The sequence below is a fragment of the Sphingopyxis sp. CCNWLW2 genome (genome assembly GCF_037095755.1).
Taxonomy (GTDB): domain Bacteria; phylum Pseudomonadota; class Alphaproteobacteria; order Sphingomonadales; family Sphingomonadaceae; genus Sphingopyxis.
In genome coordinates this window covers 1,247,223-1,259,651 of sequence record NZ_JBAWKJ010000002.1, presented here as the reverse complement: position 1 = coordinate 1,259,651, position 12,429 = coordinate 1,247,223, and the positions used below count along the sequence as shown (strand labels likewise).

Sequence of the window (12,429 nt, the reverse complement as noted above, 5' to 3'; positions counted from 1 at the left end):
CCCCTCTATTAATCGTCATCCCGGCGAAGGCCGGGATCTCGACCCCGCCTTCTGACGCGCCGGTGAGATCCCGGCCTTCGCCGGGATGACGGCGGGTTGGGAGGGAACTTGACCTTGTGCGGGACATTACCACATCGACGCGCAATCGGGCTTCACGCCCAGTCACTTATCGGGCTACAGGAGCAAATATGGCCGATCCCTATTCCACCCTGGGCGTTGCGAAGAGTGCAAGCGAAGCGGAAATCAAGTCCGCGTACCGCAAGCTCGCCAAGGAATTGCACCCCGACAAGAACAAGGACAACCCGAAGGCGTCGGAAAAATTCTCCGACGTCACCAAGGCGTATGACATCTTGTCGGACAAGACGAAGCGCGCGCAGTTCGACCGCGGCGAGATCGACGGCGAGGGCAACCCCGCGATGCCGTTCGGTTATGGCGGCGGCGGCTTCCGCGGCGATCAGCGCACCGGTCCCGGCGGTTTCAGCGGCTTCGGCAACGAGAGTTCCGATTTCGGCGATATTTTCGAAGGGCTGTTCGGCCGCGGCGGCGGTTCGGGTGGCGGGCCGTTCGGGGGTTTCGGCGGACGCAGCGCACCGCCGCAAAAGGGCGCCAACGTCGCCTATCGCCTGTCGGTCAGCTTCATCGATGCCGCGACGCAGGCGCCGCAGCGCATCGCGCTCGCCGACGGCGCGACGATCGACCTGAAACTGCCCGCCGGGGTCGAAACCGGCACGCAGATGCGGCTCGCCGGCAAGGGGCAGGCGGGGCCGGGCGGCACCGGCGACGGCATCGTGACGATCACGGTCAAGGATCATCCCTTTTACGAACGCGAGGGCGCGAACATCCGCCTCGACCTGCCGGTGACGCTGAACGAGGCGGTCAAGGGCGCGAAGATCAAGGTGCCGACCGTCGACGGCCCGGTGATGCTGTCGATCCCCGCGGGCTCGTCGTCGGGCAAGGTGATGCGCCTCAAGGGCAAGGGCTTCAGCCAGAAAAGCGGTGGCCGCGGCGACCAGCTCGTGCGGCTGATGGTCGACCTGCCCGCCGACGATGCGGCGCTGATCAAGCTGCTCACCGAATGGACCGATCCGCGCGACGTGCGGGCGGAGCTCGGCGTGTGATGCGTGGCTGACGCCAGCGAGAAAAAGATCGTCGCCGCGCTCGAGCGCGAGGTCGCCGACGAGGTCGGCAAGGAATTTCTGGCCGAGGGCCATTCGCCGCATTCGCCCGAGGCGCGTGCCGAACGCGCCAAGCGCATCAAGCTGCGCGCGCGAGCGCAGGGGATCATCGACCGCAGCCGCGAGCAATTAGGGCCGGGCACACGCGCCTATCGCATCGCGCGCCGTGTCGTCGTGGGCACCTATACCGACGGCTTCATCCATGCGGGCAACCTCGCTTATCTGGCGCTGATCGCGCTCTTCCCCTTCTTCATCCTGCTCGCCGCCGCCTTGTCGATCTTTGGCGGCAGCGTCGGCGGCGAAGCGGCGATCGAGGCGGTTTTCTCGACGATGCCGCCGACGGTCGCCAAGGCGCTGTCGGGCCCGATCCGCGAAGTGATGACCGCGCGTACCGGCATTTTCCTCTGGCTCGGCGCGCTCGTCGCGCTGTGGACCGTCGGCAGCCTGATCGAAACGGTGCGCGACATCCTCCGCCGCGCCTATGGCACGCATTTTTCCAAGGGCTTTTTCCACTATCGCCTGCTGTCGATCGGCATCATCACCGGCGCGGTCGTGCTGATGCTGCTGTCGTTCAGCATGCAGGTGCTGATCGTGGGGATCGAACAGTTCGTGACGCGCGTGCTGCCCGAACAATATCAGTCGGTCGGCGTCGTCGCGATCTCGCGCGGCGTGTCGGGCTTCGGCCTGTTCCTTGCAATTTACATGCTCTTTTATAGCCTTACGCCGTCGAAATACCGGCGCAAACAATTCCCCAAATGGCCGGGCGCGCTGTTCACGACGCTGTGGTGGATCGGCGTCACGCTCGCGCTGCCTCCCTTGCTCGCCAGCCTGCTCAGCTATGACGCAACCTACGGTAGCCTCGCGGGTGTGATGGTCGCGCTCTTCTTCTTCTACCTCGTCGGATTGGGTATGGTGATGGGCGCCGAACTCAATGCCGCATTGGTAGAGGTTGAGGATTTGGGCCACGACGCTATTGGGCGCGTCGACGATGTGATTATTGAAGCCGAAAGGCCCTAAATCTGTCCTTTGCGCCTTCGAGGTTTGAAGCGATTTTGTTCAGTGTTAGGAGGCAAGGTGCTGGTATATATCAATATTCCAAAGCTTGCCGACGCGACAATGGACAAAATCGGTCAAATCCCGCAGGGACGCCCAAATGGCATCGATCTCGGAACAAGCGGGCTTTGCGGGTAGAACCACTACCTGCGGCAGCCCGCTTGTTCCGATATCTTCGCCATTTGGGCGCCTCGAAGGCGCAAAGGACAGATTTAGGGCCTAGGGCTGGAGTAGAAAAATGACGGGTCTGATGAAGGGCAAACGCGGGCTGATCATGGGCCTCGCGAACGACAAGTCGCTTGCTTGGGGTATCGCGAAGGCGCTGCACGCGCACGGCGCCGAGCTGGCGATCTCGTACCAGGGCGACGTGATGCTGAAGCGGGTGAAGCCGCTCGCCGACGAACTCGGCTGCGATTTCCTGATCGATTGCGACGTGTCCGACATGGACAATCTCGACGCGGCGTTCGCGACGCTCTCGTCGCGCTGGCCGACGATCGACTTCGTCGTCCATGCGATCGGCTTTACCAACAAGGAAGCGCTGCGCGGTCTTTATGCAGATGTGACGCTCGACGACTTCCTGATGACGATGAACATCAGCGTCTACAGCTTCACCGCGGTCGCCAAGCGCGCGGCATCGATGATGACGCCGTTCGACCCCGAAACGGGCAACGGCGGCGGCTCGCTGCTGACGCTGAGCTATTATGGCGCTGAAAAGGTGATCCCGCATTACAACGTCATGGGCGTTGCGAAGTCGGCGCTCGAAACCAGCGTCAAATATCTCGCGAACGATTATGGCCCGCAGGGCGTGCGCGTGAATGCGATTTCGGCCGGCCCGATCAAGACGCTGGCCGCGTCGGGCATCGGCGATTTCCGTCTGATCCTCAAATGGAACGAGCATAACGCGCCGCTGCGCCGCAACGTCACGATCGACGATGTCGGCGGTTCGGCGCTTTACCTGCTCAGTGACCTCTCATCGGGCGTCACCGGCGAAACGCATCATGTCGATGCGGGTTACCACACCGTCGGTATGAAGCAGGAAGACGCCCCGGATATCTCGCTTGTCTGACGAAATCGGCATCCGCGCCGCGACGGCGGCGGATGCCGATGCGGTCGATACGATTATCCGCGCTGCCTTTGCCGGGACCGACTTCGGTCATCAGGGCGAGGCCGAACTGGTGCGGATGATCGATGCGGACGGCGACACGCTGGTGTCGCTCGTCGCCGAACAGGGCGGCGCGATCGTCGGGCATGTGCTGTTCAGTCGGATGGACGTCGAGGCCGACGGCGCCGCGCTTCCGGGTGCGGGCCTTGCGCCCGTGTCGGTCGTACCCGGCAGCCAAGGGCAGGGCATCGGCGATGCGCTGATCCGCGCCGGACTCGACGCGCTGCGCGAGCAGGGCGTCGCGATCAGCTTCGTCCTTGGGCACGAATCCTATTACCCGCGCTTTGGCTATTCGCCCGAGCTGGCCGCGCGCTTCGCGTCGCCCTTTGCGGGGCCGCATTTCATGGCGATGATGCTGGACTCGGACGCGGCTTGGCCGCTAGGCGGACGCGCGGATTATGCTCCCGCATTTGGCCGGATGGGATAGGGCGATGAGTTTCAACAGCTTCGGACGCGTTCTTCGCTTCACGACCTGGGGCGAAAGCCACGGCCCGGCGCTCGGTGCGGTGGTCGACGGCTGCCCGCCGCGTCTCTCGCTGTCCGAAGCCGACATCCAGCCTTTCCTCGACAAGCGCCGCCCGGGCCAGTCGCGCCACACGACGCAGCGGCAGGAACCCGACCAGGTGCGCATCCTCTCGGGCACTTTCGAGGGCAAGACCACGGGCACGCCGATCAGCCTGATGATCGAGAATGTCGACCAGCGATCGAAGGATTATGGCGAGATCGCGCAGGCGTATCGCCCCGGCCACGCCGATTACGCGTATGACGCTAAGTATGGCATCCGCGATTATCGCGGCGGCGGCCGGTCGAGCGCGCGCGAAACCGCGGCGCGCGTCGCCGCGGGCGGCGTCGCGCGGCTTGTGATCCCCGAGGTGCAGATCCACGCCTGGGTCGCCGAAATCGGCGGCGATGCGATCGACCCCGCGAACTTCGACCTAGAAGAAATCGGCCGCAATCCCTTTTTCTGTCCCGACCCCGCCGCGGCGCAGCGCTGGGAGGGGCTGATGGACGCCGCGCGCAAATCGGGCAGCTCGCTCGGCGCGGTGATCGAATGCGCCGCCAGCGGCGTTCCCGCCGGCTGGGGCGCGCCGATCTACGCCAAGCTCGACAGCGACCTCGCCGCCGCGATGATGGGCATCAATGCGGTGAAAGGCGTCGAGATTGGCGCCGGTTTTCACGCGGCGCGCCTGCGCGGTGAGGAAAATGCCGATCCGATGCGCCCTGCGACCGACGGCAGCAACCGCCCCGATTTCCTCTCGAACAACGCCGGCGGCATCGCGGGCGGCATCTCGACCGGCCAGCCCGTCGTCGTGCGCGTCGCGTTCAAGCCGACCAGCTCGATCCTGACCCCCGTTCCGACCGTGAACAAGGCAGGCGAGGCGACCGATATCGTCACCAAGGGCCGCCACGATCCGTGCGTCGGCATCCGAGGTGCGCCGGTGGTCGAGGCGATGATGGCGCTCGTCCTCGCCGATCACAAGCTGCTGCACAGGGCACAAAACGGCTGATGGCCTGATGGAAACCGTCGCCGCTTTCATCGCGGAGCAAAAGGCGGTTATCGGTCTGTTTGTGCTCGCGGGTATGTTCGCGGCCTTTGTCTGGGAACGCTTCTCGCCCTCGGTCGTCGCGGTCGCCGGCGCGGGCACGATGCTCGCGCTCGGGCTGCTCGACGAAAAGGGCGCCTATGGCGTTTTCTCGAACAGTGCGCCGCTCACCGTCGGCGCGATGTTCATCCTCTCGGGAGCGCTGATCCGCACCGGGGTGATCGACAAGGTCGGCAATTATGTCGTCGATCGCGCCAAACGGCACCCGCGCCTCGCTGTGCTCGAAGTGTTCGGCGGCGGGCTGCTCGTCTCGGGCTTCATCAACAGCACGCCCTTCGTCGTCGTGATGATGCCCGTCTGTTTCCGGCTTGCCGAGGCGCTTGGGGTCTCGCCCAAGAAATTGCTGATGCCGCTGTCGGTGATCGCGGTGCTCGGCGGCTGCCTGACCCTGATCGGCACCTCGACCAATCTCGTCGTGTCGGGCATCGCCGAACAGGCGGGGCTCGAACCCTTCGGTCTGTTCGACATCACGCCTTATGGACTCGCGGTCGCGGCGGCGGGGGTCGTGGGTCTGCTCGTAATGGCGCGCTTCCTGCCGTCGGACTATCCGCGGATCGCTGAAAAGGCCGATGGGGCGGAGCAGCTGTATCTCACCGAACTTGGCCTTCGGGACGACGATCCTGCCATCGACATGGCGCTCGATGCCGCCAGTCTTGGCATAGCGCCGGCGCAGATCGTCGGCGTCGTCGCGAATGGGCGGCTGATCACCGGCGGCGATGCCCAGCACCACCGGCTCGCGGCAGGCAATCGGATCGTCGCGCGGCTCGACGGCGCGGCGCTGATGACGCTGCGCAGCGAGGGGCGCTTTGCGATCGGTATCGGCGATAGCCCCGAGCGCGAATCCACCGTGGTCGAGGTGACGGTTTCGCCAAGCCACCGCTCGATCGACCGGCCGCTCGCCGAAATCCCCTTTCTCCAGCGGCAGCGCGTCCGCATCCTCGGCGTCACCCGCTTTCGCCACCTTCCGGGGCCGACGCTGTCCGAAAACCGCATTCGCGCCGCCGACCGCCTGCTGATCGACGCCGACGAGGCGAATATCGCGCAGCTGCGCGATAATCCCAATCTGATCGGGCTCGCGATGGCGTCGGTCACCGCCTTCCGCCGCCGCCGCGCGTGGATCGCGATCCTCGTGATGGCCAGCGCGGTGCTGCTCTCGGCGACCGACGTGATGTCGATCGGCATCGCCGCCTTCATCGGCGTCGCCATCGTGCTGCTGACGCGCTGCATCGACGCGTCGGAGGCGTGGGGCAGCATCGACGGCGATGTGTTGATCCTGATCTTCGCGATGCTCGCGGTCGGTGCGGCGCTCGAACAATCGGGATCGGTCGCGCTGATGGTCGGCGCGCTCGACCCGATCCTGGCGGGCGCACCCCAATGGGCGGTGATCGCGATCGTCTATTTCTCCGCGCTATTGCTGTCCGAACTGCTCAGCAACAATGCGGTCGCCGCGCTGATGGGGCCGCTGGTGATCGGCATCGCCCAGGCGACCGGCGTCGCGCCGCAGCCGCTGCTGATCGCGCTGATGCTTGGTGCATCGGCCTGTTTCGCGACCCCGGTCGGTTACCAGACAAACACGCTCGTATATGCCGCGGGCGATTATCGCTTTATGGATTTCGTGCGCATCGGCGTCCCGCTCAATATCCTCACGGGTATTGCGGGCTGCGCCGCGCTCGCCTTCTGGACGCCTTGACGCCGCGATAGGCCCGGCAGCGATTGCCCGCGGCGCATCACCCTGTTACCTCCGCTCGCATAAAGATCCGCCCAGGGCGGAACAGGGAGTAATTTATGGGGCATCGCCTGACGTTTTATATTCTGATCGGTATGATCCTCGGGGTCATCACCGGCTATCTGGTGCGGGTCTATGTCCCTGCCGACAGCGAAGCCTTCACTTACTGGCTGCGCAGCTTCAGCACGCTTTCGACGATCTTCCTCAACCTGATCAAGCTGGTCGTCGCGCCGTTGATTCTCGGCACGCTCGTCGCGGGGATCGCGCATATGGGCGACAGCTCGGCGCTCGGCCGCATCGGGACCCGCGCGATCGCCTGGTTCATCCTCGCGAGCCTGATTTCGATCAGCCTCGGCCTCATCATGGTCAATTTCTTCGAGCCCGGCGCGGGGCTCAATCTCACCGTCGGGGCGCATTCGATCGCCGAGGTGGGTGAGGTCAAGAAGCTCGACCTGTTCGAGTTTATCGAGCATGTCTTCCCGAAGAATATCTTCCAGGCGATGGCGGACAACAACGTCCTCCAGATTCTCGTTTTTGCGCTGTTCGCGGGCGTTGGCCTGACGGCCATCGGCGACAAGGGCAAGCCGCTGGTTCGCGGCGCCGAGGCGCTCGCCGAACTGATGCTGCAGATCACCGGCTATGTGATGCGCCTCGCACCGATCGCGGTGTTCGGTGCGCTTGCGGGGGTCGTCGCGAAATATGGCCTCGGCATCCTCGGCACTTATGCCGAGCTGGTCACCGAATTCTACCTCTCGCTCGTCGTGCTGTGGGTTCTCCTGCTCGGCGCGGGCGCGATCTTCCTCGGCCGCCGGATCTTCTCGCTGATCCGCTATATCCGCCAGCCGCTGCTGATCGCTTTCTCGACCGCCTCGTCGGAGGCCGCGATGCCCAAGCTGTTCGAACAGCTCGACCGGTTCGGCGTGCCGCGCCGCATCTCGGGCTTCGTGCTGCCGCTCGGCTACAGCTTCAACCTCGACGGCTCGATGATGTATGCGAGCTTTGCGACGCTCTTCATCGCGCAGGCTTATGGCATCGAGCTCTCGATCACGCAGCAGATCCTGATCCTGCTCACCTTGATGGTGTCGTCGAAGGGGATCGCCGCAGTGCCGCGCGCCAGCCTGGTGGTGATCACCGCGACGCTTGCGATGTTCGACCTGCCCGTCGAGGGCGTTGCACTGATTTTCGCGATCGACCAGTTCCTCGACATGGGCCGCACCGCGACCAATGTCGTCGGCAACGCGGTGGCGACGAGCGTGATCACCAAGTGGGAGGGCATGCTCGAAGTGCCCGAACCGGCCGATCTCGAACGGCCGCATGCCCCGGCGCATACAGCGCATCATGGAACCCGCGGGCTCGATCTTCGTGATGACATAGCGGAGGGTGAAAACAAGCCGGCGGCCGATAACGCGTAACCCGCGCGCTTCGGGCCGCTCCCCACGGGGCGAGCAAGGAGCTGAGCCATGGCCGAAGCAGCGGCGATCGACCGAGCGGAGCGCGACGATGCCCGTGCGCGGCGGCTGCGCTGGCGCATGCTCGTCGGCTTCCTTGCCGGCCTCCTCATCGGACTGGCGGTCCATTATGGCGCGCCGGACGCGGCGTGGGTCGGGACGGTCACCACCTATGTGACCGGCCCGCTGGGGCAGATCTTCCTGCGCCTGCTGTTCATGCTCGTCATCCCGCTGCTCGCCTCGGCGCTGATCGTCGGGGTCGCCGAAATGGGCGAGATGCGCGCGCTGAAATCGGTCGGCGTGCGCACGCTTATCTATACGATCGCGGTGTCGACGATTGCTGTCGTCGTCAGCCTTGCCGTCGTCAATCTGATCCAGCCCGGCGGGGGTGTCGATCCCGCGCTCGCGCGCTCGCTGATCGCCGAGGGGGCGGAGGGCGCCAAGGCCATCGCCGACCGCGCGGGCGAGGCGAAGACCGGGATGGACGCGGTTGTCGCGATCGTCCCCGACAATCTGTTCGCCGCGATGGGCCAGAATGACGTGCTCGCGGTGATGTTCTTCGCGCTCTTCTTCGGCATCGGTCTGATGCTCGTCCGCACCCCGCAGACCGAGGCGCTCAAGACGGCGATCGAGGGGGTGTTCGAGGTGGTGATGAAGCTGATCGGGCTCGTCATCCAGCTCGCGCCGATCGCGGTCTTCTGTTTCATGTTCAACCTCGCCGCGCAGTTCGGCTGGGACCTCATCATCCGCCTGTCGGCCTATGTCGGCGTCGTGCTGCTCGCGCTTGCGCTCCAGATGTTCATCGTCTTCCCTATCCTGCTGAAGACGCTGGCGGGGAAATCACCGGTCGCCTTTTTCCACCAGACGCAGGAGGCGTTCGTGATGGCGTTCGCGACCGCCTCTTCGAACGCGACATTGCCGACGGCGCTTCGCGTCGCGCGCGACCAGCTCCGCCTGCCCGACAAGGTCGCGCGCTTCGTGCTCACTATCGGCGCGACCGCGAACCAGAATGGCACCGCGATGTTCGAGGGCGTGACGGTGATCTTCCTCGCGCAATTCTTCGGCATCGACTTGACGCTTCAGCAGCAGATCGTCGTGATGCTCGTGTGCATATTGGGCGGCATTGGCACCGCGGGGGTGCCTGCGGGGTCGCTCCCCGTGATCGCGCTGATCCTCGCCTCGGTCGGGGTGCCGCCCGAAGGCATCGGGCTGATCCTCGGGGTCGACCGCTTCCTCGACATGTGCCGCACGACGCTGAACGTCATCGGCGATCTTGTCGCCGCGACGGTGGTGTCGGCGGGGGTGAAGGATTCGGCGCCCGCCGGCTCGAAAGCTTAATCCGGTCGTTCGTCGTTCATGCGCGTGCGCCCGGCCGGCGGTGCCGCGCGCGGGGGTGGCGGGGTCTGTACGGCCGGTGCCGGGCCAGGGGCTGGCCGCGCGATCGGTGCCGGCCGGTCGGGGCGTCCGGGATTGCCCGGGATGGCGCCCGCACCGGGACCGCGTCCCGGGCGTGTGCCGCGCGGGCCGTCGTGGTCGCGATCGGGGCGGCTCCAGCCGCCGGGGCGGCCGGGGCGACCGGGGGCTCGGTCGGGATATCCGGAATTGCCGGCGGCGGGCGGCGTCGCCGGGTTGCCGTCGCCGCGTCCCGGCCGCGTGCCGCGCGGGCCGTCATGGTCGCGGTCGCCGCGGTTCCAGCCGCCGGCCCGGCCTGGGCGGCCATCGCCCGGACGCCCGTCGCGGTCGCCACGATGCCAGCCGCCGGGGCGCCCCGGCTTCCAGTCATTTCGCCCGCCATGATGCTTCCACCACGCGCGGCGCCCGCCCCAATAGTTCAGATAGCGGTCGCGCAGCGGGTAGCGGTTGCGGTAATTGTCGAACATCCACATGCCATAGCCGGGATAGTAATAATCGTCGTACCAGCCGCCGCCGAAGCCGATCTGCGCGAAACCGCTGCCATAGTCGGCGCGATCGTAGCAGTCGTAACCATAGCCATCGTCATAGGCATAGCCGTCATAATCATAATAGGCGTCGCCATAGCGCGACGAGCAATCGCCGCCCGACGCATAGCTCGCGCCATAGACGTCGCCATAATAGCAACCGCCGAGCATCGTCGTCGCGAACGCGCCGAGCGCGATGGAGAGGGGGCGCTTCAAACTCTTCGCCATGGCTTTGTCCTTTAGGGTCTAACGGATGCGACCCGTCACCTTGGTTCGCAAATTGCGCGAGTCGAGTTGAATTTGCGGTGAATGGTGAAAGGCACCGCCTGACGCCTTACTTGCATCAGTGTCAGTAGTTCGTTACCCATGGCGCCAACGATAATGGACGAGGATTCGACCGATGAACGCGCCGACGAATATCCAGCCTGCGCCTACCCAATGGTCCGAAAAGCGCTTCGGCCCCGACACGCAGCACTGGCTGCCGCGCAACCCCGGCTCGACGCTCGACCATATCCCCGGCGAGGACGGTTTGCCCGTGCTTGGGACCACGCTCGACCAATTGCGCGATTATCCGGGTTTCGCGGACCGCATGGTCGCGAAATATGGCCGCGTCTATCGGAGCAACAGCTTCGGCGGGCGCAGCGTCGCGCTCCACGGGCCCGAGGCGAACGAGCTGGTCATGTTCGACCGCGAGAAGATCTTCTCGTCCGAACAGGGCTGGGGGCCGGTGCTCAACCTGCTCTTCCCGCGCGGGCTGATGCTGATGGATTTCGAGAAGCATCGCGCCGACCGCAAAGTGCTGTCGGTCGCGTTCAAACCCGAACCGATGCGCCACTACGCCGATTCGCTGAACGAGGGGATCAAGGGCCGCATCGGGCAGTGGAGTGGCAAGACCTTCAAATTCTATCCGGCGATCAAGGAACTGACGCTCGACCTCGCCGCCACCAGCTTCCTTGGCATTCCCTGGGGTCCCGAGGCCGACAAGGTCAACAAGGCGTTCGTCGACATGGTGCAGGCGTCGATCGGCGTCGTGCGCGTGCCCTTGCCGTTCACCGCGATGGGCCGCGGCGCCAAGGGGCGCGCCTATCTGGTCGATTATTTCGGCAAGATGGTGCCCGAACGCCGCGACGGCACGGGCGAGGACATGTTCAGCCAGATCTGCCGCACGCGCGACGACGACGGCGAATATATGTCGGTCGAGGCGATCGTCGACCATATGAACTTCCTGATGATGGCGGCGCACGACACGATCACCAGCTCGATCACGACGCTCGTCTGGGAACTCGCGCGCAACCCCGAATGGCAGGACAAATTGCGCGAGGAAATGCTCGCGGTCGCGCCGGCGGGCGAGGGGGTTGGGCACAACAGCCTCGGCCAGCTCGAAATGACCGAATGGGCGTTCAAGGAAGCGCTCCGCCTCGTGCCCCCGGTGCCGAGCTTCCCGCGCCGCGCGCTCAAGGATTTCGAATATGGCGGCTACCGCATCCCCGCGGGCACCTCGGTCGGCGTCAGCCCCGCCTTCACGCATATGATGGAGGAGCATTGGCCCGAGCCCGCAAAGTTCGACCCGATGCGCTTTTCGCCCGAAGTCGCGCGCGAGCGGCACAAATATGCGTGGGTGCCGTTCGGCGGCGGCGCGCATATGTGCCTCGGGCTGCACTTCGCCTACATGCAGGCGAAAATCTTCTTCCACCACGTCATCACGACGCACCGGATCACCGTCGCCGACGGCTATGCGCCCGAATGGCAGGTGCTGCCGATCCCGCGGCCGAAGGACGGGCTGACGGTGAGCTTTATCCCGTTGTAACCTGACTCCGCGCGCAGCTTGTTTGCGCGGCGGCGCGACCTATCTCCAGACTTTCGGGGAGGGAGGGGCAAACATGGTTTTTGCATTGTTTCTGGCGGGTTTGATCACCGTGATGCTGCGCGCGCCCGACACCGACGCTGCGCGCTGGCTGCACCGCACCACGGTGGAGGAGCCGATCCGCCTCGTCGAGCGGCTCGAGCGCAAGCATATCCTCTTCCTTATCGTCGGCCTGTTCGCCATCCAGGCTTATGCCGCGGTGCTGCCGGCCGAACTAGCGATAGCGCTGGCATGGGACATGACCGCTTATGTCGACGCGATGATCGCGACATGGGCGCTATCGACCTTTGCGCGCATCCGGTCGATGAGGGCTTGGGTCGCCGTCCGGATGGCGGCGATGCTGGCGCCCTTCAGACGCCTACGTACGCGGGCGCGGCGAAACCGTCCGATCCGGCTCGACGCGAATAAGGCCCCCGCCAACGACGACGACCCATGGCCGGTGCGGATGGCGGCCTGAGCG

The 12,429-nt window shown here is 65.3% G+C and carries 11 protein-coding genes; 10 read left to right on the top strand and 1 reads right to left on the bottom strand.

Translation table 11 applies throughout. The features are described 5' to 3' along the window. The first annotated feature begins 188 nt into the window (after window positions 1–188). The 8 genes from V8J55_RS17190 to V8J55_RS17155 all read left to right on the top strand — a co-directional run bounded on the left by V8J55_RS17190 (window position 189) and on the right by V8J55_RS17155 (window position 9,506). Window positions 189–1,118, top strand: coding sequence for a J domain-containing protein (locus V8J55_RS17190; protein ID WP_336446801.1), 930 nt, complete (start codon window positions 189–191; stop codon window positions 1,116–1,118). Window positions 1,119–1,121: 3 nt separating this feature from the next. Continuing rightward, window positions 1,122–2,192, top strand: a complete 1,071-nt coding sequence (locus V8J55_RS17185) for a YihY/virulence factor BrkB family protein (protein ID WP_336446800.1) — start codon at window positions 1,122–1,124, stop codon at window positions 2,190–2,192. Between the two features lie 274 nt (window positions 2,193–2,466). After that, complete coding sequence (gene fabI, locus V8J55_RS17180; RefSeq protein WP_336446799.1) at window positions 2,467–3,294, top strand: enoyl-ACP reductase FabI; 828 nt, start codon at window positions 2,467–2,469, stop codon at window positions 3,292–3,294. Beyond that, entirely contained in the window at window positions 3,287–3,817 is a 531-nt protein-coding gene (locus V8J55_RS17175) for a GNAT family N-acetyltransferase (RefSeq protein ID WP_336446798.1), read from the top strand. The genes fabI and V8J55_RS17175 overlap by 8 nt, the downstream gene beginning before the upstream one ends. Before the next feature lie 4 nt (window positions 3,818–3,821). Then, on the top strand, window positions 3,822–4,898 hold the full coding sequence (aroC, locus tag V8J55_RS17170) for a chorismate synthase (RefSeq protein ID WP_336446797.1): 1,077 nt from the start codon (window positions 3,822–3,824) through the stop codon (window positions 4,896–4,898). A gap of 7 nt (window positions 4,899–4,905) precedes the next feature. Beyond that, entirely contained in the window at window positions 4,906–6,684 is a 1,779-nt protein-coding gene (locus V8J55_RS17165) for an SLC13 family permease (RefSeq protein WP_336446796.1), read from the top strand. Between the two features lie 95 nt (window positions 6,685–6,779). Next, window positions 6,780–8,132 carry a dicarboxylate/amino acid:cation symporter gene (locus tag V8J55_RS17160; RefSeq protein ID WP_137893570.1) on the top strand — a complete coding sequence of 451 codons (1,353 nt, stop codon included), beginning with the start codon at window positions 6,780–6,782 and terminating at the stop codon, window positions 8,130–8,132. A 48-nt stretch (window positions 8,133–8,180) separates the two neighbouring features. Beyond that, window positions 8,181–9,506 carry a dicarboxylate/amino acid:cation symporter gene (locus V8J55_RS17155; protein ID WP_336446795.1) on the top strand — a complete coding sequence of 442 codons (1,326 nt, stop codon included), beginning with the start codon at window positions 8,181–8,183 and terminating at the stop codon, window positions 9,504–9,506. Here V8J55_RS17155 and V8J55_RS17150 read toward each other — a convergent pair. Continuing rightward, the gene (locus tag V8J55_RS17150; protein ID WP_336446794.1) at window positions 9,503–10,333 is read right to left on the bottom strand and encodes a hypothetical protein; all 831 of its coding nucleotides are present in this window, start codon (window positions 10,331–10,333) and stop codon (window positions 9,503–9,505) included. The two genes, V8J55_RS17155 and V8J55_RS17150, sit on opposite strands and share 4 nt — an antisense overlap. Before the next feature lie 172 nt (window positions 10,334–10,505). Between V8J55_RS17150 and V8J55_RS17145 the strand changes: the two genes are divergently transcribed. After that, window positions 10,506–11,912, top strand: a complete 1,407-nt coding sequence (locus tag V8J55_RS17145) for a cytochrome P450 (protein WP_336446793.1) — start codon at window positions 10,506–10,508, stop codon at window positions 11,910–11,912. Between the two features lie 73 nt (window positions 11,913–11,985). Next, the gene (locus tag V8J55_RS17140; protein ID WP_336446792.1) at window positions 11,986–12,426 is read left to right on the top strand and encodes a hypothetical protein; all 441 of its coding nucleotides are present in this window, start codon (window positions 11,986–11,988) and stop codon (window positions 12,424–12,426) included. Window positions 12,427–12,429: the final 3 nt, after the last annotated feature.

Bases quoted from the DNA above. Each gene is read 5' to 3' on its own strand.
- V8J55_RS17190 (WP_336446801.1), top strand. From the start codon at position 189: ATGGCCGATCCCTATTCCACCCTGGGCGTTGCGAAGAGTGCAAGCGAA.
- fabI (WP_336446799.1), top strand. From the start codon at position 2,467: ATGACGGGTCTGATGAAGGGCAAACGCGGGCTGATCATGGGCCTCGCG.
- aroC (WP_336446797.1), top strand. From the start codon at position 3,822: ATGAGTTTCAACAGCTTCGGACGCGTTCTTCGCTTCACGACCTGGGGC.
- V8J55_RS17165 (WP_336446796.1), top strand. From the start codon at position 4,906: ATGGAAACCGTCGCCGCTTTCATCGCGGAGCAAAAGGCGGTTATCGGT.
- V8J55_RS17160 (WP_137893570.1), top strand. From the start codon at position 6,780: ATGGGGCATCGCCTGACGTTTTATATTCTGATCGGTATGATCCTCGGG.
- V8J55_RS17155 (WP_336446795.1), top strand. From the start codon at position 8,181: ATGGCCGAAGCAGCGGCGATCGACCGAGCGGAGCGCGACGATGCCCGT.
- V8J55_RS17150 (WP_336446794.1), bottom strand. From the start codon at position 10,333: ATGGCGAAGAGTTTGAAGCGCCCCCTCTCCATCGCGCTCGGCGCGTTC.
- V8J55_RS17145 (WP_336446793.1), top strand. From the start codon at position 10,506: ATGAACGCGCCGACGAATATCCAGCCTGCGCCTACCCAATGGTCCGAA.
- V8J55_RS17140 (WP_336446792.1), top strand. From the start codon at position 11,986: ATGGTTTTTGCATTGTTTCTGGCGGGTTTGATCACCGTGATGCTGCGC.